The 23,450-nt window shown below is 58.2% G+C and carries 21 protein-coding genes and 1 pseudogene; 6 read left to right on the top strand and 16 right to left on the bottom strand.

The annotated features are described in order from the left end of the window. Window positions 1-37: 37 nt before the first annotated feature. The 3 genes from QE435_RS06675 (at window position 38) to QE435_RS06665 (ending at window position 3,291) form a co-directional block, all read left to right on the top strand. On the top strand, window positions 38-691 hold the full coding sequence (locus tag QE435_RS06675) for a response regulator transcription factor (protein ID WP_306928364.1): 654 nt from the start codon (window positions 38-40) through the stop codon (window positions 689-691). A 37-nt stretch (window positions 692-728) separates the two neighbouring features. After that, window positions 729-2,042, top strand: a complete 1,314-nt coding sequence (locus QE435_RS06670) for an ATP-binding protein (protein ID WP_349040697.1) — start codon at window positions 729-731, stop codon at window positions 2,040-2,042. A gap of 148 nt (window positions 2,043-2,190) precedes the next feature. Beyond that, window positions 2,191-3,291, top strand: a complete 1,101-nt coding sequence (locus QE435_RS06665) for an RHE_PE00001 family protein (RefSeq protein WP_349040696.1) — start codon at window positions 2,191-2,193, stop codon at window positions 3,289-3,291. Window positions 3,292-3,417: 126 nt separating this feature from the next. Here the strand turns inward: QE435_RS06665 and QE435_RS06660 are convergent, their stop codons facing one another. The 6 genes from QE435_RS06660 to minC all read right to left on the bottom strand — a co-directional run bounded on the left by QE435_RS06660 (window position 3,418) and on the right by minC (window position 9,719). After that, on the bottom strand, window positions 3,418-5,616 hold the full coding sequence (locus QE435_RS06660; RefSeq protein WP_349040695.1) for a methyl-accepting chemotaxis protein: 2,199 nt from the start codon (window positions 5,614-5,616) through the stop codon (window positions 3,418-3,420). 316 nt (window positions 5,617-5,932) lie between these two features. Beyond that, window positions 5,933-6,868, bottom strand: coding sequence for a dihydrodipicolinate synthase family protein (locus QE435_RS06655; RefSeq protein ID WP_306928372.1), 936 nt, complete (start codon window positions 6,866-6,868; stop codon window positions 5,933-5,935). Window positions 6,869-7,002: 134 nt separating this feature from the next. After that, window positions 7,003-7,722, bottom strand: a complete 720-nt coding sequence (locus tag QE435_RS06650) for a GntR family transcriptional regulator (protein ID WP_306928374.1) — start codon at window positions 7,720-7,722, stop codon at window positions 7,003-7,005. A 165-nt stretch (window positions 7,723-7,887) separates the two neighbouring features. Next, window positions 7,888-8,148 carry a cell division topological specificity factor MinE gene (gene minE / locus QE435_RS06645; protein ID WP_062424021.1) on the bottom strand — a complete coding sequence of 87 codons (261 nt, stop codon included), beginning with the start codon at window positions 8,146-8,148 and terminating at the stop codon, window positions 7,888-7,890. Continuing rightward, window positions 8,145-8,957 carry a septum site-determining protein MinD gene (gene minD, locus QE435_RS06640; protein WP_309770107.1) on the bottom strand — a complete coding sequence of 271 codons (813 nt, stop codon included), beginning with the start codon at window positions 8,955-8,957 and terminating at the stop codon, window positions 8,145-8,147. The genes minE and minD overlap by 4 nt, the downstream gene beginning before the upstream one ends. Window positions 8,958-8,987: 30 nt before the next feature. Then, window positions 8,988-9,719 carry a septum site-determining protein MinC gene (gene minC, locus QE435_RS06635; protein ID WP_349040694.1) on the bottom strand — a complete coding sequence of 244 codons (732 nt, stop codon included), beginning with the start codon at window positions 9,717-9,719 and terminating at the stop codon, window positions 8,988-8,990. A gap of 208 nt (window positions 9,720-9,927) precedes the next feature. On the opposite strand from minC, the gene QE435_RS06630 reads away from it, so the two are divergent. Together QE435_RS06630 and QE435_RS06625 are read left to right on the top strand one after the other, a co-directional pair. Then, window positions 9,928-10,779: a TIGR02587 family membrane protein gene (locus QE435_RS06630; RefSeq protein ID WP_349040693.1), complete on the top strand. Its 852-nt coding sequence runs from the start codon at window positions 9,928-9,930 to the stop codon at window positions 10,777-10,779. A 7-nt stretch (window positions 10,780-10,786) separates the two neighbouring features. Then, window positions 10,787-11,197, top strand: coding sequence for a TIGR02588 family protein (locus QE435_RS06625; protein ID WP_349040692.1), 411 nt, complete (start codon window positions 10,787-10,789; stop codon window positions 11,195-11,197). Between the two features lie 3 nt (window positions 11,198-11,200). Here the strand turns inward: QE435_RS06625 and ugpC (QE435_RS06620) are convergent. The 6 genes and pseudogenes from ugpC (QE435_RS06620) to QE435_RS06595 form a co-directional block, all read right to left on the bottom strand. Beyond that, window positions 11,201-12,278, bottom strand: a pseudogene (gene ugpC, locus QE435_RS06620) (sn-glycerol-3-phosphate ABC transporter ATP-binding protein UgpC). After that, complete coding sequence (locus QE435_RS06615; RefSeq protein ID WP_309770103.1) at window positions 12,275-13,105, bottom strand: carbohydrate ABC transporter permease; 831 nt, start codon at window positions 13,103-13,105, stop codon at window positions 12,275-12,277. Before QE435_RS06615 ends, ugpC (QE435_RS06620) begins: the two are co-directional and overlap by 4 nt. Then, window positions 13,095-13,994, bottom strand: coding sequence for a sugar ABC transporter permease (locus QE435_RS06610; protein ID WP_349040691.1), 900 nt, complete (start codon window positions 13,992-13,994; stop codon window positions 13,095-13,097). The genes QE435_RS06615 and QE435_RS06610 overlap by 11 nt, the downstream gene beginning before the upstream one ends. Before the next feature lie 124 nt (window positions 13,995-14,118). Then, on the bottom strand, window positions 14,119-15,324 hold the full coding sequence (locus tag QE435_RS06605) for a sugar ABC transporter substrate-binding protein (RefSeq protein WP_349040690.1): 1,206 nt from the start codon (window positions 15,322-15,324) through the stop codon (window positions 14,119-14,121). A gap of 52 nt (window positions 15,325-15,376) precedes the next feature. Then, window positions 15,377-16,309 (bottom strand): sugar phosphate isomerase/epimerase, encoded by a 933-nt coding sequence (locus tag QE435_RS06600; RefSeq protein ID WP_349040689.1) that lies wholly within the window; start codon window positions 16,307-16,309, stop codon window positions 15,377-15,379. Between the two features lie 8 nt (window positions 16,310-16,317). Further along, a complete protein-coding gene (locus QE435_RS06595; protein ID WP_349040688.1) occupies window positions 16,318-17,352 on the bottom strand; it encodes a Gfo/Idh/MocA family oxidoreductase in 1,035 nt (344 codons plus the stop codon). 139 nt (window positions 17,353-17,491) lie between these two features. Between QE435_RS06595 and QE435_RS06590 the strand changes: the two genes are divergently transcribed. Then, window positions 17,492-18,532 (top strand): LacI family DNA-binding transcriptional regulator, encoded by a 1,041-nt coding sequence (locus QE435_RS06590; protein WP_349040687.1) that lies wholly within the window; start codon window positions 17,492-17,494, stop codon window positions 18,530-18,532. Between the two features lie 43 nt (window positions 18,533-18,575). On the opposite strand, the gene QE435_RS06585 is transcribed toward QE435_RS06590, so the two are convergent. Genes QE435_RS06585 through QE435_RS06570 form a run of 4 tightly spaced genes read right to left on the bottom strand, consistent with a single transcriptional unit; the run spans window position 18,576 to window position 23,406 of the window. Then, complete coding sequence (locus QE435_RS06585) at window positions 18,576-20,579, bottom strand: aldo/keto reductase (RefSeq protein WP_349040686.1); 2,004 nt, start codon at window positions 20,577-20,579, stop codon at window positions 18,576-18,578. Window positions 20,580-20,614: 35 nt separating this feature from the next. Next, window positions 20,615-21,697, bottom strand: a complete 1,083-nt coding sequence (gene ugpC, locus QE435_RS06580) for a sn-glycerol-3-phosphate ABC transporter ATP-binding protein UgpC (RefSeq protein ID WP_349040685.1) — start codon at window positions 21,695-21,697, stop codon at window positions 20,615-20,617. A 15-nt stretch (window positions 21,698-21,712) separates the two neighbouring features. After that, window positions 21,713-22,549 carry a carbohydrate ABC transporter permease gene (locus QE435_RS06575; RefSeq protein WP_349040684.1) on the bottom strand — a complete coding sequence of 279 codons (837 nt, stop codon included), beginning with the start codon at window positions 22,547-22,549 and terminating at the stop codon, window positions 21,713-21,715. Continuing rightward, the gene (locus QE435_RS06570) at window positions 22,546-23,406 is read right to left on the bottom strand and encodes a sugar ABC transporter permease (RefSeq protein ID WP_309770094.1); all 861 of its coding nucleotides are present in this window, start codon (window positions 23,404-23,406) and stop codon (window positions 22,546-22,548) included. Before QE435_RS06570 ends, QE435_RS06575 begins: the two co-directional genes overlap by 4 nt. Between the last annotated feature and the right edge of the window lie 44 nt (window positions 23,407-23,450).

Genomic DNA, 23,450 nt, shown 5'->3' with positions numbered 1-23,450 from the left:
AAGCGATACGCATTGGCAGTTCTGGAGTGAGGTCGGTGTGCGCGTTCTGCTGGTGGAAGACGATCATGTGCTGGGAGAAGCGCTAAGAGATCACGTGGCGGCAGCAGGGCATGCCGTGGATTGGTTCAAGACATTGAGCGAAGCCATGGCGGCAACCCAGACAGTGAGCTACGGTCTCATCCTGCTGGACTTACGCCTTCCCGATGGCGAGGGGCTCAGCCTCTTGCGGGCCTTGCGCAAAACGAACAACGCCGTGCCCGTGATCATCCTGACCGCACACGATCAGGTCTCCGACCGGATCGAAGGCCTGAATGCCGGGGCGGACGACTATCTCGTCAAACCGTTCAATCTCGGCGAGCTGACGGCACGGATGCTTGCCGTGTCGCGCCGCTATGAAGGACGTTCGACGCCCATCGTCAGGTTGCCCGGCATCGAAATCGATCAGGCGGCGAAAAGCATCACGGTCCAAGATCGCGCGTTGACGCTGAGTGCCCGGGAATGGGCAGTGCTGGAGAAACTCGTAGAGAGACCAGGCGCGCTTGTCTCGAAAGCGCAGCTACAGGAGACCTTGTATGAGTTCGGCGCTGAGATCGAAAGCAATACCGTCGAGGTCTATATCAGTCGCCTGCGCAAGAAGATCGGTTCCGATCGCGTGGAAACCGTAAGAGGGCTTGGTTATACGATTCGCTGATCTCATACCCTTTAAGCTCGGACCTTATAAACCGAGCATGACGCGCCGGATGGTTCTTGCGCTGGTCAGCGTCCTGTCGATTTCCTGGATGGCCGCCTCCGCGCTTGGCGTCATGGTCATGGAAGAAGAGTTTGCGGAAATTTTCGACAGCGGCGTCCAGGAAACCGCCGACAGATTGCTTCCGCTTGTCGCGGAAGACCTTCGCGAACGAAGCCCGGAAGCACAACGCCGTCTTGGCCAGCCCACGACCGGCTCTGAATATCTGACCTATCAGGTGCGCGATCGCGACGGTGCTGTTTTGCTGCACTCTCATGACAGCGCCCGTGAAGGCTTCGACGTGCCGCTGAGGCCGGGTTTCGCCGATACGGATACTCAACGGATTTACACCGTCGTGACGCCTGAGGGCGATCTTTATCTTCAGGTAGCCGATGCTTTTGCCAATCGGCGCGAGGCCATCGAGGAAGCATCTACGGCGCTCATCCTCCCCGTCCTTGTTCTCATTCCGGCGAGCATCATTGCGGTCATTCTGGTCATCCGCCGCACCCTGGCGCCGATCCAGACGCTCAGAGACGATATTGCCCGCAAAGACGGCGGCAATCTTGCGCCGGTCGATTCCGGTCGTCTTCCCGCCGAACTCGATCCGATCGCCCGTTCGGTAAACCTGCTGCTGGAGCGATTGCGGTCAGCACTGGAGGCGGAGCGCTCGTTCGCGTCCAACAGTGCGCACGAATTGCGAACGCCGATCGCCGGAGCGCTTGCCCAAGCGCAGCGATTGAAGGCGGATATTCCGCCCCATCTTGCCCCGCGTGTCGATCAGATAGAATTGTCGCTCTCCAATCTCGCGCAGTTATCAGAGAAGCTTTTGCAGATGTCGCGTGCGGAAGCCGGTATTGGCATCTCCGATACCCTCGTCGATCTTCTGCCGGTGCTGGAACTCGTCGTCGAGGACATGAGCCGGTCAGAACTTGGGGCCGGACGTATTCACCTGCATCTGCCCGATGACGGCCAGCTTAAGGGCAAGGTCGACCCGGACGCTTTCGGTATCGTCGTTCGAAACCTGCTGGAGAACGCGCTGACGCATAGTCCTGAGGATTCGCCGGTCGAAATCTACGTCCATAAGAACAGATCCGTGCGGATCGTCAATGACGGCACGCCCGTCGATCCGGCACTTCTCCCTCGCCTGACGACCCGCTTCATGCGCGGCCAGACCCAGGCGTCCGGGTCCGGGCTTGGCCTTGCAATTGTCGACAATCTTTCCAAACGCATGAATGCGCCGCTCACCCTTTCCTCACCGGCTCCTGGGCGCGAGCGGGGTTTCGAAGCGCGGATCGATCTGCCAAAGCAGGTTTGAGGCCTCGACACAGCGTCGGCGGCCTCATGCATTCAGTCCTCGTGTCTGTGGCTGTGATCGGCATCACGCTTTGCGATAGTTGTGAACATCGTTTGAAACCGAACAGGCAGGATTGCTTTCAATGCGGTCTCCCTCTTAAGTGAATCCAATGACCTACGAGTTCGCTCTACTGAAAGCCACGAGGCTCCTGCGCGCCCTGACGCGAGCGGGGGAGTCTTTGGCGCGTCTTGACGAACGAGTTAGTCGCTCGCCTATCCGCGAGGGGTTTCTGCAGCGACAGAACTTCCACGACGCTGTCTCATCGCTTTGGGTCGACGGAGAACTGGTCCATGTGGAGGATCTGGTTCTGCACGATGCACGCATGGACATTCGTGCACCGACGAATGAAATCGTCAATGCCCACCGTATCCTGCGTGCCAGACGGCTTATGGAAAGTCATCCGCCACAATGGGCGCTGAGCGACCATGGCATCGACCTGCTTCGCGGCAAGAACGTTCAGTCACAATCCGCGCCGTTAAAACTGGTGTCTGATGAGCAAGACGCGGACCCTGAAGAGCCAGATGATGCGCAAGACGCTCTTGCTGATGAATTGGCCGAGATGGACGCCGTGCTCTCGCGCAGCAGCGCGATTGTTGCGGATGCCTTGAGCTACCGCGTTCAATCGGAACCATCCACCGATCGTCTTGCCCTCGACCAGTCTGATGAAGAGAGTGAAGAGGAGCGACTTCATAAGTGGCGTAAGCTCCTCGACCGGTATTCAGACTATCCAGCCCCGCTGCAGGCGGCCATTCTTCTGGATGCCTGGCGCGATATTCAGGTCTCGGACCGAAGCCCTTGGCTCGGTAGGCAACTGGCCGCCGCATCACTTCGTTCCAACGGTTTGACGATCCTGCCGGCGCTCAACAGCGGCCTCCGTGCCATTCACAGAGAACGGCGTCATTCCCACGATCAGGAAGAAAGACTGATCGCGATCCTCGATGGAATGTCTGAAGCGGCTGAGCTCGGCATGAAAGAGCATGACCGGCTTTTGAACGGCAAGAGCCGCATGGAAAGACGGTTGATCGGAAAGCGCTCGAATTCGAGGCTACCGGATCTGGTTGAATTGGTTCTGGCAAACCCCGTCGTTTCTACATCCATGATTGTCAAGGAACTCGGTACCACTCCTCAAGGGGCGATGGTTCTTGCTAATCAGCTGGAGCTCCGCGAAGTAACGGGTCGCGGACGCTTCAGGGCCTGGGGCATCTTGTAAGCCCCCTCGCCCCTACGGTATCGGCCCGAAGGTCTGGACCTGTTTTCGGCAAGGATGGTAACTCAAACGAGAGAGGGCGCTGCGTGTCCTCCTCGACGCGCGGCGCGCTCATCGGTGTTTCGTCAATCAGCTTGCCATCGCATAGCGCGCGTGGGACGGGTTCGAGGCAAGCCTCGTCTCACCGCTGACGCGGAAACGTCCCACCATGCTGGCTAGGTTTTCGGTCTCCTGTGACAGATTTTGAGCGGCCGCGGTGGTTTCTTCCACCATCGCTGCGTTCTGCTGCGTGACCTTGTCCATCTGGTCAGCCGCAGAAGAGACTTCCTTCAAGCTGATGGCCTGCTCACGAGCGCCCGCTGCAATCTGGTTGACGGTCTGGCTCATGCCGAGGACCTGCTCGACGATCTTACCAAGCGAATTGCCCGTTTCTTCAACCAGGTGCACGCCCGTTTCGACCTGGCTGGACGATGTGGAGATCAAGCCCTTGATTTCTTTCGCCGCGGTGGCCGAGCGCTGGGCCAATTCACGCACTTCCTGCGCAACAACGGCAAATCCCTTACCGGCTTCACCGGCGCGAGCCGCTTCGACGCCTGCATTCAGCGCCAAGAGGTTGGTCTGGAATGCGATTTCATCGATGACACTGATAATATTGCCAATCTTGCTGGACGAGCCCTGGATTTCGGTCATTGCCGCAACGGCACGGGCAACAACATCGCCACCCTTCTCGGCATCTGCCCTGGCGCTGTCGACGGTTTTTTGCGCATTCGTAGCGCCATCGGCCGTATCATTCACGCCACGAGTGACCTCGCTGAGCGCTGCGACGGTTTCTTCCAGAGCGGCGGCCTGCTGCTCCGTCCGGCGCGCAAGATCGTTCGAGGCGGTGGAAATTTCGCTGAGGCCTGAGCGGATCGTATAGACCGCACGCACGACATTGCTGATCGCCTCTTCGAGCGCAGAAACCGAGATGTTGAAATTCTGGCGGATCGTGTCGAATTCCGGCGCGACCTTCTCGTTCATGCGAACCGTCAGGTCGCCGGTTGCCAGAGCATTGAAGCGGCTCTGAACAATCTCGACAAAATGCCGGAGATCTTCAGCCTTGGCATTGTCGATGTCGCTCTGGCGCTTGCGATCGGTTTCGACCTGGCGCTGGAGTTCTTCCTGCTCGGCCTGGATGTCTTCGCCTCGGGCAAGCGCGAAACGGAACTTTTCTAGTGCTGCGGCGAGATTACCAAGTTCATCCGGTTTGCCCGTCTGGGCAACCTGATCCTTGTAATTGCCATTGGCCATCTTTCCGACAGAACCCAAAACGGACGTCAGAGGCCTCTTGATCAGGAACTGCGTGGCAACGAGGATGACGCCAAGTGTCACACCGAGAATGATCAGGCCGCCGATCAGCATGCTGTAGATCTGCTGCCAGACAGGCCCGGAGAATACGGCCGGAGGCACGTCCAGAACCGTCGCCCAGGTGGTATTCATGCCAGGTGCGGTGAAGGGATAGACGAGGCGGACAGAACCGTCCGGGAGACCCTCGATCACGCGCATCTTTCCGTCTGCCAAAGCCTGCTTGACGAGATCGGCGCCGACATCGGAATAATCCTTCATCAGATTGTCAGCGTTGGTATGCGCCAGCCACTTGCCGTTACTGGCCAGCAGCATGACGCTGCCGCCTTCGAAAGGCTTGATCTGCGACAGGCTGGCGGTCAAATCATCGAGCTTGATATCGACGCCCGCCATGCCGACCATGGTGCCGCCCACCGTCACAGGTACGGAGACGGATGTGACGAGCTTTTTCATGTTGGTGAGATAGGGAGAGGTGATGAGCGGTTTACCGGTCTTTAGCACGCCGCCGTAATACTCATCCTCCGGCTTGATCGACCATGTCGAGAACTCAACCTTGCCGCTGTCGCTCTTGGTCCAGTAAGGCGTGAAGATACCTTCCTTGTTGAGACCCTCCGTGCCAACCGTGGGCTTCGGGCTCTTGCCGTCGACCAGTTCACACATCCATGCACCGAAGACGTTCGGATATTGCGGCGCGACTGTCTCGATCATCGAAACGATGTCGGCGCGACTGCGCGAACCGTTTTCGATGAAGCCGCCGATCGTAGCAGCAAGTGTTGCGCCTGCCGATGTCGCGACGGAAATGTCTCCAGCGATTTGCTCGCTGACCGCGCCGGCCTTCTCGGTGGCAAGCGCCATGACGTCACGCTCTGTTGCTGACTTCACGTTGACCACATTGACCGCAGTGTAAGCAATCATGATGCCGGCAATAGCTGTTCCTGTCGCCAGGATAAGCTTTCCAGAAACGGAATTGAGAATCTTCTTCATACGACGAGCCCTCTAACGTTAGGGCAACGGTAGGTTAAACTTTTAAATAATCTCCAAACAAATTGCGCGAAGAATAGCATTGCCTAATGCATGTCGATTGGACGCAGTTGACCCTTCCTCCTTCAAGGAAGCCGTTTTTTGCTTTGTTCCAGATTAACTCTGCCTGTGATGAGCTCGTCCGTCCGATCTTGAAAAAAAAGACGGCTGAGGTCCAGCCGTCCCATTTTTCTTTGTTCTTGATCGCGCAGCTCAGAAATGGACTCCTGACGCGCTGACAGAGTTCTAAAATAGGGCTAAGCCCTCAGGCATGCGGCATTCAAGCCGGATAACGAGACGCGTACCAATTGCGGAACAAGGTATACTGGCTTTCCAGATGACGGCGCTGCGAGGCGCTCAATTCGTCCGTTTCGTTGAAGTGCAGCGTGTATTCGGTATCGCCGTTCAGCACCATCAGATACTTGTAGTGCAAAACGAGGTCCGGACCTTCGTCATAGGTTGAAAGCACCGTCAGCGCCTCTTCCAATTCGCGTGCTTCGGCGCGTGCGGCCGCATCGCCCTTGGCAGCCTTTTCGCACAGAGCGACGAGATGCAGCACTTCCTTCGGCAGCGCATTGCCGATGCCAGTGATGGCGCCGCCGGCACCGCAATTGACAAAGCCATGATAGACGCCCGTGTCGACACCAACCATCAGGGTTAGATCATCGTCACCGGCGGTGATGTTTTCGGCGGCATAGGTCATGTCCTGCTTACCGCCGAACTCCTTGAAGCCGATGAGGTTCGAATAGCGCGAGCGCAGATCGAAGAAGAGGTCGGCGCGAGTTGCAAAACCGTAATAGGGGCTGTTGTAGATCACCGCTGGCAGACCGTTTGCAGCTTCCAGAATGGCAGAGAAATGTGCCTTCTGCGCAGAAACCGACGATCCGCGGGAGAGCACGCGCGGAATGACCATCAGGCCCTTGGCGCCCACCTTTGCAGCATGTGCGGCATGGCTGACTGCGGACTTGGTGTTGATGGCGCCGGTTCCGACGATAACGGGAACGCCAGCTTCGGCAAGACGCTGCACGCCTTCCTGGCGCTGCTCGTCCGTCAAAAGCGGCCAGTCGCCCATGGAGCCGCAATAGACCACCGCTGACATTCCAGCGGCGATGAGCTCCTTGCCCTTCTTCACGAGCAGATCGAAGTCAGGGGTTCTGTCCGCCTTGCAAGGCGTCATGAGGGCGGGAATGCATCCGGTGAAGATCGTGCTGGCCATGGTTTCCAATCCTTCTGCGGCTCCACTGCCGCTTGATATGCAGCTCCTATAGCACCGAACCACAGTCTTGTCGACAAATAAAATACAAGAAATGGGAACGCAAAGGTGTCGCCCTTTATCAACCCTTGTTTTGGCTAAAGGCTCAGATTGGCGCTCTGGCGGGTATCGGCAGTGATGTAGGAACGAATCTGGGTGACGATCTGATCGGCATGTGCCTTGGCCAGTGCGTCGGCCCTCTCGACATTCCGCTCGATGATCGCCTGGATCATATCCTCATGTTCGCTGACATACTGATTGGGCAGGACATCGTTGAAGGAAGAATAATAAAGCCGCAGGATCCGCCGTCCCTCATCGAGAAGCCGGGTGAAGAGCTCGACATAATGGCGGTTGCCGCCGGCGCGCGCGATCGCGACATGAAAATCGCGATTGGTGGAAATCATCGCAAGCGCATCGCGTTGCTCGACGGCCAGAGCAAAGGCGCTTTGCAGGGTGCGGATCTGCGCGATATCCACCTCCGTGTGGTTGGCGGCGGCAAGTCGCGTCGTGACGCGATACATCAACGTCAGAGCATCGAAGAATTCCGGCAACCCTAGAAAGTCGATCTGGGAGACGATGGTGGCTCGGTTTGTCAGCGTCGTGATCAGCCCTTCGGCGGAAAGACGCACCAGCGCCTCGCGAATGGGCGTGCGCGACAGGGAGAACCGTTCTGAGAGCTGTAGCTCATCGATCGGGCTGCCGGGTGCCAGCTGCAATTCGATGATTTCATTGCGCAGCGTTTCGTAGACGGTAGAAACACCAAAACCTCTTCGGTGCGTTTGCTTTTCCTGCTCGTCCGCCTTCTCCGCCTCTGCCATCAAATCATCCTTCGCTATCGGTCCGAAGCATGTCGCGCAAAAGGGTGAAGCGATTTTGCGATGACGACATGCTTTAGAAAGGCTTAGTCCAGAATCGTCGCAGAAGGAAAGTTCAAACCGTCCAAAGAAAACGCCGGGACAGTGCCCGGCGTCATCTGAAGCTGTTTACGCTGCGCGGAGCGACGCGCTCAGCGGGATTTCGACATCGATTTCCAGAAGCGACATATGCTCGTCGCTGTCCATCTTCACATGGACCTTATCGCTATCGATCTGCACATGCTTGGCGATTGCCGCCAGGATTTCCTCACGCAGAATGACGACCAGATCCGAACCCTGATTGGTGCGCTCATGCGCAAGAAGGACCTGCAACCGTTCGCGTGCGACGGGTGCGGACTTCTGTTTGCGGAAAAGGTTGAAAATGCTCATGCGGCCCTCCCGAAAATCTTGGCAAAGATGCCGCGCTTTTCGCCCGGAACGGAAACCGGAATGTCTTCACCCGACAGACGTCGTGCCGCATCGAAATAGGCCATGGCCGGTGCCGACTTGGCGTCAGCCAGCGTGACCGGTGCGCCAACGTTGGAAGCACGCAGCACGTCCATGCTTTCGGGAATAATGCCGATCAGCGGAATGGAGAGAATTTCCAGAACGTCATCGACCTTGAGCATGTCGCCACGCTCGGCACGTGCCGCATCGTAACGGGTGAGCAACAGATGCTTTTCCATCCGCTCGCCGCGTTCGGCCTTGATCGTCTTGGAATCGAGAAGGCCGATGATACGGTCGGAGTCGCGAACGGAAGACACTTCCGGATTGGTGACGACGACGGCGACATCCGCGTGGCGCATGGCAAGTGTCGCGCCGCGTTCGATGCCAGCCGGGCTATCGCAGATCACCCAGTCAAAATGCTTCTTCAGTTCATTAATGACCCACTCGACACCTTCCGGCGTCAGATTGTCCTTGTCGCGGGTTTGCGAGGCCGGCAGCAGGAATAGCGTATCGAGACGCTTGTCGCGGATGAGAGCCTGCGTCAGCTTGGCATCGCCCTGAATGACATTGACCAGATCGTAGACCACGCGGCGTTCCGCACCCATGACCAGATCGAGGTTGCGAAGCCCGACGTCAAAATCCACGACGACGACCTTTTCCTTGTTCTGGGCCAGCGCGGCGCCAAGTGCTGCGGTCGACGTCGTCTTTCCGACGCCTCCCTTGCCGGAGGTAACAACAACTACCTTCCCCATCCTGATCTCCTGTTTCCTGCCGCTTACGGCTTAATTGAGTTTGTCCGCCTTGATCGTATCGTTTTCCAGCCAGAGCTGGACGGCCTGCCCCCGAAGCTTCGGGTCGATATCTTCAGCGACCTTATAAACACCGTCGATGGCGAGAAGCTCGGCTTCTAGCTTCTTGCAGAAGATGCGTGCCGAAGCGTTGCCCAGTGAGCCCGCCATGGCACGACCGCGCAGCGCGCCGTAAATATGGATCGAACCGCCGGCGATCACTTCTGCGCCGGAGGCGACTGAACCGACGATCGTCACATCCCCTTCCGGGAAAATGATCGACTGGCCCGAGCGCACCGGCTCGCTGATCATAAGCGACTGCACGACGCTGCGGATTTCCGTCACAGGCGCGCGTTGCTCCGCCGGGGCTTCCACCTCGGCGAGCGCCACCGGCTCCACCTCGACATCGGAGGCCGGCTTGCCGCCTTTGAGTGCAGGCGGCATTCCGGTTTCGATCATCGAAGGGCGTGCGCCTTCAATGCCCATGATCGCGACGTTGCGATGGTAAAGCTCCGCTAGCAGGGATTTCAGGCCTGCCTTATCGAGCTTCAGGTCCGCCACATCCAGTACCACCGGACGTGACAGAAAGAACCCGGCAGAGCGTGCTGCCAGATCGTCAAGTCGCTCCAGCCAGACATCCAGCGGCGACTCGGGAGATAGAACGACCGCCAGAAATGAGCGGCCCTTGATACGGATCGAACGCGAGTCTGTTAGCACTTTGGTCATCTTGGTAAAGAAATCGTTGATAGAGAGGTAGCGGTGATTTGGTTAACAAATGGTTAACACGGACCTTTCGCGGCTGCTAAAATTAACTTCGGGACCCCCTTGACCGAGTGCCCGACTGAGTCGCTCGACCGTCGTCAGAATATCCTCTTCTACGCCTGCTGGAACCGGCCATAATTCAGACGGTTATAAGCTCATCCGGGGGAAGAAGATGGCTGAGAGCGCGACGCAAAATTCATCGAAGGAAACCGAGTTTCTGACCGGGCTCGCGCGCGGTGTCGGTGGCGCGCTTCTCTTTGCGCTTCCGATGTTCATGACGATGGAGATGTGGTTCCTCGGCTTCTACATGTCGCGTGAAAAGCTGCTTCTTCTCGGCGTCCTCAACATTCCGCTGCTGGTCGTCCTGGCAAAGCGCGTGGGATTTGAAAAAACCTCGTCATGGTTCGAAGCGATCCGTGATGCGGTGACGGCTTACGGCCTGGCGATCATCGTCAGCGCTGCAATTCTTGCGCTCTTCGGGGTGATCAACGACCAGGTGACGACCAGCACGACGGTGGCAAAGATCGCAATCCAGGCGGTGCCCGCCAGCATCGGCGCGCTTCTCGGGCGCAGCCAGCTTGGCATGCATTCTGAAGACGATGATGAGGAAGACGACGACGCTGAGACAGAAACGAGCTACTTCATTGAACTGTTCATGATGTTGGTGGGCGCCCTTTTCCTAGCGCTCAATGTCGCCCCGACAGAGGAGATGATCCTCATCGCCTACAAGATCACACCCTATCAGACACTCATCACCGTGCTGCTGTCGCTCACGCTCATGCATGGTTTCGTCTATGCCCTGCACTTCAAGGGCGGGCATGGCCGATCGGAAGACATCGCCTGGTGGCATACATTCATCCGCTTCACCATCCCGGGTTATGTCATTGCACTTGGCATTAGCCTCTACTGCCTGTGGAGCTTCGAGCGGCTCACGGGAACATCCCTGTCAGAGATTACCGCAGCCGTGGTCATCTTGTGCTTTCCCGCGGCGATCGGCGCCGCTTCCGCCCGCCTCGTATTATGAGAACGCCATGACCAAATCTTCCGTAGACGGCCATATCGAAACCTCATCGCCCCACTGGATCGAATGGGTCACCGGCATCGTCTCGTCGTTGCTCGTGATGGCACTGCTCGGATGGATCTCATGGGACATCTATCGCTATGACGACGCCAAGCCGGATTTCGAGCTCTCCGTCGTCTCGACAGAACCTGTCGGCAGCGGCTTCAGGGTGAATTTCGCCATCCACAATGTCAGCCAGACGACGGCTGCAACGGTGCATGTCGTCGGCACGTTGCGCAGTGTAGACGGTGCGACGGATACAGCCGATGTGACCTTCGATTATGTTGCAGCCGAATCCCACGACAACGGCACCCTCTTCTTCAAGAGCGACCCGCAGGCAGGCGCATTGGAACTGCATGTAGCCGGTTTTACCGATCCTTGAGGATCAAAGCCGTTTGTCGGTCTCATCGTCGAAGAGATGCAGCGACGCGGGATCGATGATGAAACCGACCAAGTCACCAGCTTTCACATTGCTTCTTCCCTGAAGTGCTACCGTCATTTCCGGCTGGGTCGCCGTGGTGACGGAGGTAGCAGAACCTGTCGTTTCCACGATCCCGACTGGCAGGGTGATGGACGATGATCCGGGCGGTGCAAGCGTGATGTGCTCCGGCCGGATGCCCACGGTCACGCGTGCGCCCGGCGTGAAGGCAACCGGCGACGGGATTGTCTGAGGTTCCGATGTGCCGCCGAAATTCAAAACAAGTGTTCGTCCATCCTCCGAAGCGACAGCCGGCACGAAGTTCATCGCAGGAGAGCCGATGAAGCCAGCGACGAAGCGGTTGACCGGCCGGTCGTAGAGTTCAAGCGGCGCTCCCTGCTGTTCGATCACACCGGCGCGCATGACGACGACATGATCGGCCATGGTCATGGCTTCGATCTGGTCATGCCGTGACATACACTGAGGTCGCGCCAAGACTGTTGTGCAATTTGCGGATTTCGGCCCGCATATGAACGCGAAGTGCTGCATCGAGATTGGATAGTGGCTCGTCGAACAGGAACGCCTTGGGATTGCGGATGATGGCACGGCCCATCGCAACACGCTGGCGCTGGCCGCCGGAAAGCTCCCGCGGATAGCGGTCGAGAAGGGCCGTGAGGCCAGTGATCTGGGCAATCTCTTCCGCCTTGCGACGTGCCTCAGCCTTGGACACGCCCTTCAGCCGCAAAGAATAGGTGAGGTTCTTCTCCACCGTCATATGCGGATAAAGCGCGTAGGATTGGAACACCATGGCGATATCGCGCATGCGCGGCGGCTGGCGGGTGATGTCCTCGCCTTCGATGCGGATCGCGCCGCTGGTGATTGTCTCCAACCCCGCAAGGGTGCGCAGCAAAGTCGACTTGCCACAGCCGGATGGGCCGACAAGCGCCACGAACTGGCCCTTCGGGATGGCGATATCGATGCCGCGCAGCGCGTGGTAGGCGCCGTAATGTTTCTGGATACCGGACAGTTCGATCTGCAATGTCATTTGAGCGCTCCGGATGTCAGGCCGCTGACGATGCGGCGCTGAAGCAGGACGAAGATGATGAGAATGGGCGTCACATAGATCGCCGCGAAGGTCATGATGCCGGTCCAGTCGGAGGCATTCGGCCCGACGAAGAACTGAAGTCCAACGGTCGCGGGCTGGAACGCTCTGTCGGTGATGAGCGAGCGCGAGTAGACATATTCGCCCAGCGACTGGAGGAAGATGAGGATGGCCGACACCAAAATGCCATTGCGGGCAAGCGGCACCGAAATGCGCAGGAACGCGCCGATGCGGCTGTTGCCATCCACCAGTGCTGCCTCTTCGAGCTCCCGCGGCACCTGGGTGAAGGCCGCACGCACCAGAACGATATAGAGCGGCAGCTTGTTAGCCGCCGTTGCCAGGATCACGCCCGTGCGCGGCCATGACAGCAGGCCGAGCTGGCTGAATGCGACAAAGATCGGCGTGACCATGAGGGAGGGCGGCAGGACCTGCAACATAAGGACGAGAAAAAGCGCCAGATCCATCCACATCGAGCGGACACGCGCAAGCGCATAGGCGCAGCCCGTGCCAAACAGCACCACCAGCGAAACAGTGCCGAAGGCGATGATCAGCGAGTTCTGGATGAAAGTATCCATGCCCATGTCGTTCCAGACACGGGTAACCTTCAACTCGGGATGATGTGGCCAGAGTGTCGGCGGGTTGGCAAAGGTTTCGGTATTGGTCTTCAGCGCCGTCACATACATCCAGTAGAGCGGGAAAAGGTAGATCGCGACGACAGCGATGGCGATGGCCAGCAGAAGCCAACGTTTCCAGGGGGTGCTAGACAACATGTTCGTGCCTCGTCGAGCGGACATAAGCGGTGGCGACGACGATGACCAGAAGGGTCATCACCACGGAAACGACCGAGCCATGGCCGATGCGGTATTCGCGGAAGGCAAGCTCCCAGGACCAGTATTGCAGCACATTGGAGGCATTCGACGGACCGCCCTGGGTGAGCGCTGCAAAGAGGTCGAATTGCTGCAGGGTAAAAATAATCCCAAGCGAAATGACGGCACCAAGCTGCGCCCGCATCATCGGCAGGGTGATGGTGAAGAAGCGCTGCAAGCGCGTTGCTCCATCCAGTTCCGCCGCCTCGTAAACGTCATCGGGGATAGAGGCGAGACCGACCGACAACAGGATCATGTTGAAGGGAACGCCGAGCCAGATATTGGCGATGATAACGGAGTAGATCGAGATCGACGGATCGGAAAGCCAGAAGATCTTCTGCTGAGTGATACCGAGTGATTGCAGGAGCCAGTTCAACACACCGAAGTCACCGGCGAGAATCCAGCCCCAGATGGCGCCGACCACCAGCCCTGGCATGATCCAGCCCGCGAGAAACAGTCCGCGCAGCCACGAGGCACCGGGAAAATCAAGCCGGAAGAACAAGGCAAGAGCCAGCCCGATCCCAAGCTGGAAGATCACCGACAGGAAGACGAACAGGAAGGTGTTGCGCACGATCGGCATGAACAGCGGATCGTCGATGATCTCGCGGTAATTATCGAGACCGACAAACGGGCGATCGAAGGTGGCGATGGTAAAAAGATCGACGCTCTGGAACGAGATCACCAGATTGTAGATCAACGGGAAGGCCGAAAAGGTAATAAGGTAGGCAAGCGCGAATAGAACCAGCGCGCTGTCAAATCCACCGCCATCGCGGAAAACTTTGAAACGGAGCATTTCGCCTCCCGACATCTCACATCCGCATTCCAGCAAAGCGGACCATGCGCTAAATCAGTTTGAAAACTGGCTGCGGACCTCAACGCGCCCGCAGCCTCTTGATCAAAGGACCCGATCAACCAGCTTACTTGAGGATCTTGTCGATCGACTTCTGCGCTGTCGTCAGCGCATCTTCAGCTGTAGCTTGGCCGGTCAAGGTCGTCTGGATCGCGGTCTGAATGGCCTTTGAGATCTTCGACCAGTCGGGGCTTGGGCCGCGATTGCGCGCAAACTTCATCGACTCCTCAAACACCTTATAGGCCTGTGGATACTTCGGATCGTCGACCTTGACCGGATAGGCAGGAACATAGCCGAACTCGTTCCAGACGCGCGGCATCTGCTCATACATATATTCGATGAACTTGAACGCCTCTTTCGGATGCTTGGAGTTGGCAACGATGACGTTGTCGCCTTCACCCAAAGCCGATGCATGCGGAGCGCCCTCCTTCGGAACCGGCAGGATCGCGACACGGTAATCGAATTTCGCATCCTGGCTCATGCGCGGCAGTTCCCATGGGCCGGAAATGCTCATGGCGGCGTTGCCGGCATTGAAGGTGCCCGTCGAATCCCACTGGCCACGGATCAGCGTGTCCTTGGAGGCAAGCCCCTCATCGATGAACTTCTTCCAGAGCGTCAGCGCTTCTACGCCACCCGGAACATTCACCTTGTTGTAATCACCGCCCGCCATCTGCAGCCAGGGCAGGAACTGGAATGTGCCTTCCTCGGTCGCTGCGGCGGAGAAGGCCAAGCCATAGACGCCCTTATCAGGCTGCGTCAGCTTCTTGGCGGCATCGTAAAGCTCGTTCCATGTCTGCGGTGGCTTGTCCGGATCGAGCCCTGCAGCCTTGTACATGTCGGCGTTGTAGTAGAGCGCAATGGTGTTTGCGCCACGCGGAATGCCGTAGACCCCGTCCTTGTAAGTAACGGAGGCGAGCGGGCCGGGGAGAATCTGATCGAGCTTGATGACCGAGCTTTTCTCGATCATTGGCTTCATGTCCAGCAGCAGCTTGCGCGAGGCAAAAAGTGCCACATCGGGATTGTCGATATAGGTAACGTCAGGCGCCTCGCCGGTCGCCATGGCCTTCGCCAGTTCATTGACCATATCCGGAAACTGAACCGAGCGGACATTGACCTTGATGTCCGGGTTCTTCGCCGAGAACTCCTCCGCCATCTTATAGTGATATTCGCCCGGCCGGTCGACGGTCCAGAGATTGATCTGAACCTGTTCGGCCCATGCAGGCGTCGACAATGCGGCAAGTGCAACTGCACCCATCAACTTTGCAATAGTCATGATACTCCTCCTTTGATCATCAGTGCGATGCCGGCTCCCCCCGGCTTCACTGTTACAGAAGCGACGGGTCGCCGCCTCCATATTCTGCGGCGAGATCGACAAAAGCCCCTCCCCGGCTATGCTTGAGATAGTTGAGCGCATGGACCTGGCCCGTCATTTCCAGCCGATCGCGATAGACCGGATCATGCCAGCCTTCGATATCGATGGAGCCAGACCAGCCGGCCAGCCGAAGCTCCGAAATGATGTCGGTCCAGTTGCTATCGCCGAAGCCCGGGGTGCGCATGAAAACGAAAGGGTGCTTGCCAAAGATGCCGTGTTCCTTGATCACGTCCCAGCGGATGGTTGCATCCTTGCCGTGGACGTGGAAAATCTTGTGCGCCCATTTGCGGATCTGCGGCAGCGGGTCGATCAAATAAACCATCTGGTGGCAGGGCTCCCACTCCAGACCGATATTGTCGTCCGGCGTTTCGTTGAACATCAGTTCCCAGGCATCGGGGTTATGAGCGATGTTCCAATCACCCGTTTGCCAATTGCCATCCATGGCGCAGTTTTCGAAAGCGATCTTTACACCCTTGTCGGCAGCGCGTTTCGCCAGCTCGCTCCAGATTTGCCTGTAGCGCGGAAGGCTTTCCGGCAAAGGCTTGCCCCGGACGCGACCGGTAAAACCAGCAACGCAGGTAGCGCCAAAATGATGGGCGTTGTCGATGCAGTCCTTCCAGCCCTGAAGGGTCTTGAGGTCCATCTCCGTCTCTTCCAAGGGGTTACCGAACATGCCGAGCGTCGAAATGGTGATGTCGCGGTCGCCAATGGCGTCGACGCAGCGCTTGCCGAGTTCTGCCAGATCCTGGCCATTGGTCGTCTGCCAGAAGAACGGTTCGAAGCTTTCGAAACCGAGGTCGCCGATTTCCGAAATCCGCTCGGCGGCGTCCCCCTTTGTGGCGCTGACCATGGTGCCGATGCGGACGGATTTTGCTGGATCGCTCATATTAGACCTCAAATTTCGATGAGAACACGCTGACCCGTGCGGGCGCTTTCAATCGCGCCCATAACCATGGCCAAGCTTTTGATATTGTCGGAGGAAACGGTCTCCGGGACCGTCCCATTTTCGATGGCGCGCAGGAATGACAGGAGCACGCTCGCATGCCCTTGCGCCTGCTCATCATCGACGTTTTCAGAAACGTTTACGGTAGATGATCCCCGCAGAAGCCCGTCCTCGGTTCCTGCCACGGATGCCGAAAAGTTCTCTTCCCCGTCCCAAGTGATCATGCCCTTCGACCCGACGAGACGCCAGTTGCTTTCCCAGCTTGTCCGCTCGCCCTCGGCACACCACGAGCCGCGATAGGTGAAGACAACGTCATTCGAAAGTTCGAAGATGGCGTTGGCCGATGCGCCATGGGCGTACCATGAGCCGGCTGGATTTCTCTCCACGCAATAGACCGCCAGCGGGTTTTGATCGGCGACGAAACGCGCGGCATCGAAGGTGTGGATCGCCATATCCAGCAGCAGCACATTTTGCATTTGCTCGCGGAAGCCGCCAAAGTGGGGGGCCAGAAAGAAGTCGCAATGAATGGCGGTCAACTGGCCGATCACACCATCTTGAACGGCACGGTGAAGACGACGTATACCACTGATATAACGCCTGTTTTGAACAATGGCGTGTATCTTTCCCGCACCTTTGGCAAGCTCCAGAAGCGTCTTTGCCTCTTCCAGAGAAGGCGCCATCGGCTTTTCGCTCAATACGTGGCAACCCGCCGCCAATGCGGTGGAAACCACGCCGAAACGCGCATCTGGAATAACGACGTCGAAAACCACGTCAGCTTTGGTTTTGGTGAGAACATCCTCAAGATCGCTTCCGATGACGACATCGTGGAGGGAGAACTCATCGGCCAATGCCCTGGCAACGTTCTCGTTCAAATCCACAAGTCCGCAGATGCGGATCGAGGATTGCAGATCTGGATGTGAGGCAATCGCGCGCAGCCAACCCTTGGCCATGGCTCCGCACCCGCACAAAACGGCATTCAATGTCACATTGTCCTCCCTGCTGCCCTGCAAACTCCTCTTTGCAGAACCAGCTTTCGTAAACGTTTACGAGACTATGCTTAAGGTGTTAGATATGTCAAGACCGTAGATAGATGCCTCGATGATGTCGTGCGCCAGGAGGAGATGCATGAAGGGCATACGCCAGCTCGCTGATTATCTGGATATCTCCATCGGCACTGTGTCCCGCGCCTTGAACGGCAAGCCGGACGTGAATGACGATACGCGCCGCAAGGTTCTGGAGGCCGCCGAAAAGCTCGGCTATGTGGCAAACCAGTCCGGCCGGAGCCTCAGACAGGGAACGACCAATGTCATTGGCCTAATGACAGGTAGCGATGCGCAGACGGTCGAGAATGCGGACAACTTCTTTCTCGGCCTGACGGACGGGCTGCAAAGCGCCTTTTCCGCCCACAATCTCGATCTGATTGTGCTGCCGTGCCCGGCAGAGGAAGACCCGGATGAGTATTTGAAGCGGATGGTGGCGCGGCGCATGGTGGATGCGATGGTCATCTCGTCCACCAGCCGGATCGACAAGCGTGTCGATTTTCTCAAGCAGACGCGCCTGCCTTTCGTTACTCTCGGTCGAACAGGTTCCAGCACCGATCACGCATGGATCGATCTCGACTTCGAAGGTGTTGCAAGAACCGCCGTGGCGCGCCTTGCCGCCGCCGGCCACCGTTCGATTGCTGTCGCAGCACCCGACACCGACATCAACCTCGGCTACGTGTTCCTCGAGGGTTATCGCAAGGGTCTGGAGGAAGCGTCCCTCCCCTTTGACGAACAACTCATCATCCGCGCCAGATCCAGCGAACAGGGTGGCTATCACGCAGCAAGCGAGTGGCTGCAGATGCGGCCACGCCCCACGGCCCTGATCCTGATTTACGAGTTGATGGCGATCGGGCTTTACCGGCGTCTTGCAGAGGTTAATCTCCGCGCCGGACAAGATCTGGCTGTCATCGGCTTTCGTGAGGGCCCGAGCGGTCAATTTCTCGAACCGAGGCTGACGAGTTTCCGCATGTCGCTGCGCGATCTTGGAGTCTCTGTCGGTAAGACGCTGCTATCGACCATGCCGGCCTATAGCAGTTTCTATCCCGACCAGCCCAGACACATCGTCTGGCCGATGCAACTCATTCCGGGCGACAGCGATATCGCGAACCTGCAATCCAGGTGACATCCGGCCGCAGGAAGTCGCGGCCGAATATCTTCGTCCTCACTCAAGCTTCCAGCCAGCGAACCTGCTCAGGCGTGAGCTTGATGTCGAGAGCCGAGAGGCTGTCTTCCAGCTCGGCGATGGTCCTCGGGCCGATCAGCGGAATGACGGGGAACGGCTGGGCGATCACATAAGCAAGCGCGATGTGGATCGGGTGACGGCCAAGCTGCTTGGCAAGCTCGATTGCCCGATCACGGCGTTCGAAATTGCGCTCGGAGTACCAGACGCGCACAATCTCCTCATCGTCCCGCTTGTCGCGGCCCGCCCTGTCGGTGAAGAAGCCTCGGCCTTGGCTGGACCAGGCAAAGTTCGGGATCTGGCGCTCTTTCGCCCATTCTTTCCAAGGCTCGTCAGAGGCCGCCACGCATCCTGCCCAGATTGGGTCCAGCATTTCGGCCAACGAGAAATTGTTGGAAAGAGCGCCCGGCGCGGTCTTGCCGGTCTTCTCAGCATAGGCGATTGCCTCGTCCATGCGCCGGCGCGTCCAGTTCGAACCGCCGAAGATACCGCGGATGCGCCCGCGCTTCACCTCGGCATCCATCGCATCGACGAACTCGCCGACTGGCACATCGGTATTGTCGCGGTGCATGAAATAGATATCGACGTAATCCGTCTTCAGCCGGTTAAGAGACTCGTCGAGCTGCTTGGCAATCACATCGGGATAGCAAAGCGGCGAATGCGCCCCCTTGCCGATCAGCACGATCTCTTCACGCGGCACGTTACGGCTGGTGTGCCAGTCGCCAAAAACCGCTTCGGTCTTGCCGCCGCCATAGACGAAGGCCGTGTCGAAGAGATTGCCGCCCGCCTCGTAGAAGCTGTCGAGCGTCAGCGATGCGGAAGCAAAGTTCGGGAAGAACTCGAAACCGAGCGCCACGACGGATGCGGGCTTGGCGACGCCCGGAATCTGACGCTTGGGTACGGAACTGCCGGGCGCAACCTTACCGCCTGTGACGTTCAGAACGCGCTTGGCCGCACTTTCCACGCCATATTCCAGTCCGACCGAGGCGCGCCACTGATCCATGACCCGGAGATTCCCGAGCGTGTCGGCCCAACTCATGCCGGGATAGGAGAATTCCTGGGACTGGTTGCGAATAGCCTCGCCTGCCGCATCCACCTCGAATGAATAGAGATAACGATCTTCGGCAACCTCGATCGTCTGGCGATCCTTGCCCTTGATCAGGTCGATCTTGCCCACACCGCCCTTGTGGCCGGAAGCGAACCAGAAGTCCTGCACCTCGATGCGGCCTTCCGAACCGATGATGCGCAGCACATTGTCCTGGTTCGCCATGATCGAGCAGGACACTTCGGCGATGATCTCGTTGGGAAACTTCAGTACGGCCGAGGCCCATTCATCGACCCCCGACTGACCAAGATGCGCGACGCCAGAGACCTTGGTGGGCTCCAGGAAAGGCTGCCCTGAAACGGCACCGGCAATCAACCGCGCCATGGAAACCGGATAGCCACCAACATCAAGAATGCCGCCGCCAGCAGTCTCATTGGCAAACAGGCGGTGATCGGCGCGGAAGCTACCCATGCTGAAACCGAAGCTGGAGCGGATGATCCTCACCTCGCCGATCGCGCCGCTTTTGACCAACTCGACGATCTTGGCGGTCTGCGGATGCAGGCGGTACATATAGGCTTCGCCAGCGAAGACGCCCGCCTTCTTCGCCTCATGGAAAATCGCGTCGGCATCATAAGCAGAAAGCGCAATCGGCTTCTCCACCAGCACATGCTTGCCAGCACGGATCGCCTTGATCGCCCATTCGGCATGGCCGGTATGCGGGGTTGCAATATAAACGGCATCAATTTCGGCATCAGACAGCAGCGCATCATAGCCATTGACGATGCGGGCGCCGGGGAAGCCGTCGCTCAAGCCGGGCCGATCGGGATTGCGTGTGGCGATTGCGACAAGCTTGCCGGTGGTGGAGTTGGCAACGCCTTCGGCGAAGGTCTTGGCGATGGTGCCGGGTCCGATGATGCCCCAGCGGATGGTTTGAAGGTCGGGCATGATAGTCCTCGTCTGCTTTGGATGTGAAATGGGGTTTAGCGCAGGCGCGTGCCATCGCTATTGAACAGGAAGGCCTTGTTGGCCGGGACGGAAACGGTGAGCTGGTCGAGCTTACCGACATGGCGGGACTCGGGGCGCTCGATAATCAACGGCAACTCTTCCGCCAGATGCGCATAGACGTAGCTGGTATTGCCGAGATGTTCGGCGACATCCACGGCAACCGTCAGATCGGCGGCCTTGCCGGCATCCTCGAAATGCTCCGGGCGAATCCCGAGCGTTATCGGTGCCCCGATCCCAGGCCGCGCCGCAACCGGCAAGGTGAGCGAGAATGCCGGCGCGTGGTCCAGCGTGATCGTAACGCCCTCAGCGGTCTCGTGAGCGACCTTGCCCGGCAGAAAATTCATCTTCGGCGATCCGACGAAGCCTGCAACGAAGCGATTCTCGGGATCGTCATAGAGATCGAGCGGCGCGCCGACCTGCTCGATTTGACCGCCGCGCAGCACCACGATCTTATCGGCAAGCGTCATCGCTTCCGTCTGGTCGTGGGTGACGTAGATCATCGTCGTGCCGAGTTGCTTGTGCAGCTTGGAAATTTCCACCCGCATCTGGACGCGCAATTCCGCATCGAGATTGGAGAGGGGCTCATCGAACAGGAAAACCTGCGGTTCGCGGACGATGGCACGTCCAATGGCGACACGCTGCCGCTGCCCGCCAGAAAGCTGCTTTGGCCTGCGCTGCATCAACTCGTTGATCTGCAAAATTTCTGCAGCACGCCGAACGCGTTCTTCCGTATCCGCCTTGGGATTGCCATTCATGCGAAGGCCGAAGGACAGATTTTCTTCAACCGTCATATGCGGATAGAGCGCGTAGGACTGGAAAACCATGGCAATGCCGCGATCGGCAGGCTCGGCATCGTTGACGACGTTGCCGCCGATCTCGATCTCGCCATCGGAGATATCTTCCAGACCGGCGATCATGCGCAGCAAGGTCGATTTCCCGCAGCCGGATGGGCCGACAAAAACGACGAACTCGCCGTCCTCAATCTTCAGGCTCGCGCCGTGGATCACCTCCAGCGAGCCATAGCGTTTGACGACGTTTTTCAGTGAAAGTCCCGCCATGCGGCTCCTCCCGGATTACTTGACGGCGCCGGCTGAAATGCCGGCGATGAAGTGGCGCTGCAGGACCACGAAGATGACGAGAATTGGCGCGGTGAGCAGCACGGCCCCGGCCATGATGCCGCCCCAGGAGACCTTGGTAAGACCTATCAGCGTGCCGAGGGCCACGGGTGCTGTCATCATGCCCGGACGGGAATTGATCAGCAGCGGCCAGAGGTAATTGTTCCACGACGCCAGGAACAGGATGATCGAAAGAGCGGCCATTGTCGGGCGGGCAAGCGGCAGCGCGATGCGCAGGAAGATTTGCCACTCTTTGACCCCTTCGACCCGCGCGGCGTCGAACAGCTCGCCGGGCATCATGGAAAAGGACTGACGCATGAAGAGCACGCCAAGCGAGTTGAAGAGCGGAGGCACGATCAACGCCACCCAGGTGTTGGCAAGCTTGAACTCGCGCGCCACCATGATGAATTGCGGGATGACCACGACGGCGTAGGGCAAGGTAATCGTGCCGATAATGATGGCAACGACCACCGACCGTCCGGCGAAGCGATAGCGCGCGAGCGCCCATCCTGCCATCGAAGTCAGCATCACGGAGAGGAGGGTGTAGACCACCGCCACGGTGATCGAGATGAACATGGCCCGCAGAAAATCGGTGTCGGCCTGTAGGTTCTGGAAGTTCTCGATGAAATGCGTCGACGGGATGAGCTCGATATTCGGGCTGAAGATGCCGTAATCCGGCATGGTCGAGAAGACGAACATCATCCACAGCGGGAAAAGCCAGATCAGAGCAAGCGGCGTGAGTGACGCGTGAAGCGCGATTTTCTGCCAGAGAAGCGATCTTGATTTCGATCTCATTTCTGCTCCCTCCCGACCCAGAGATTGAAGAGCGATATGACGATGGCAAGGGCTGCGATCGTATAGGCAATCGCCGAGGCGTAACCGAAATTGAGCGAGGTGAAGCCCTGGCGGTAAAGGAAGATGCCGAGCGTCTCGGTGCCGCCACCCGGACCGCCACGATTGGTGATGAGGAACGGTTCGGTGAAGAGCTGCATGGTGCCGATCACCGAAAGCACCATGCAGAAAATGATGATCGGTTTGAGAAGTGGCAATGTGATGTGGAAGAACTGCTGGCGTTTGCTGACGCGGTCCAGCCGCGCCGCCTCATAGACGTCGCCAGGGATGGATTGCAGTCCGGCCAGGATGATGATGGCGTTGTAGCCTGCCCAGCGCCACGTCACCGCAATGATGATCAGCGCCATGGCAGCTGTCGCATTGTCAAACCAGGAGATGGGCGAGAGACCGACAGTCACGAGCATCTTGTTGATGATGCCGAAATCGGCACTGAACATCAGACGGAAGACGGCGGCATAGGCAACCTCACCCACGACAACCGGGGCGAAGAAGGCAAAGCGGTAAAGCGGTCTTGCTTTCAGAAGCGGAGAATTGAGCAGCACGGCCATGATGGTGGCCAGCGCGATCATGATCGGCACCTGGATGACGAGAATGATCAGCGTGTTGTAAAGCGCATTGTAGAAGGCGGGATCGCCGATCAGGCGTCCCCAGTTCATCGACGGCGCGAAGCGCCAAGGATTGACGCGCGTGTTCTGGAACGACAGCAGAAACGAATTGATGATCGGCCAGAGCCAGAACGTCGTGAAGATCAGAAGATAGGGCGCGAGAAACGCATAGGCGACCCTGGTTCTGATGGGCATCTCCACCTCCCGAATGATGATTAGCATGAAGGCTGAGCCTATCC

It is taken from the genome of Agrobacterium sp. SORGH_AS 787 (genome assembly GCF_030819035.1).
Lineage (GTDB): Bacteria > Pseudomonadota > Alphaproteobacteria > Rhizobiales > Rhizobiaceae > Agrobacterium > Agrobacterium larrymoorei_B.
This window is presented reverse-complemented; position numbering and strand designations above follow the sequence as displayed.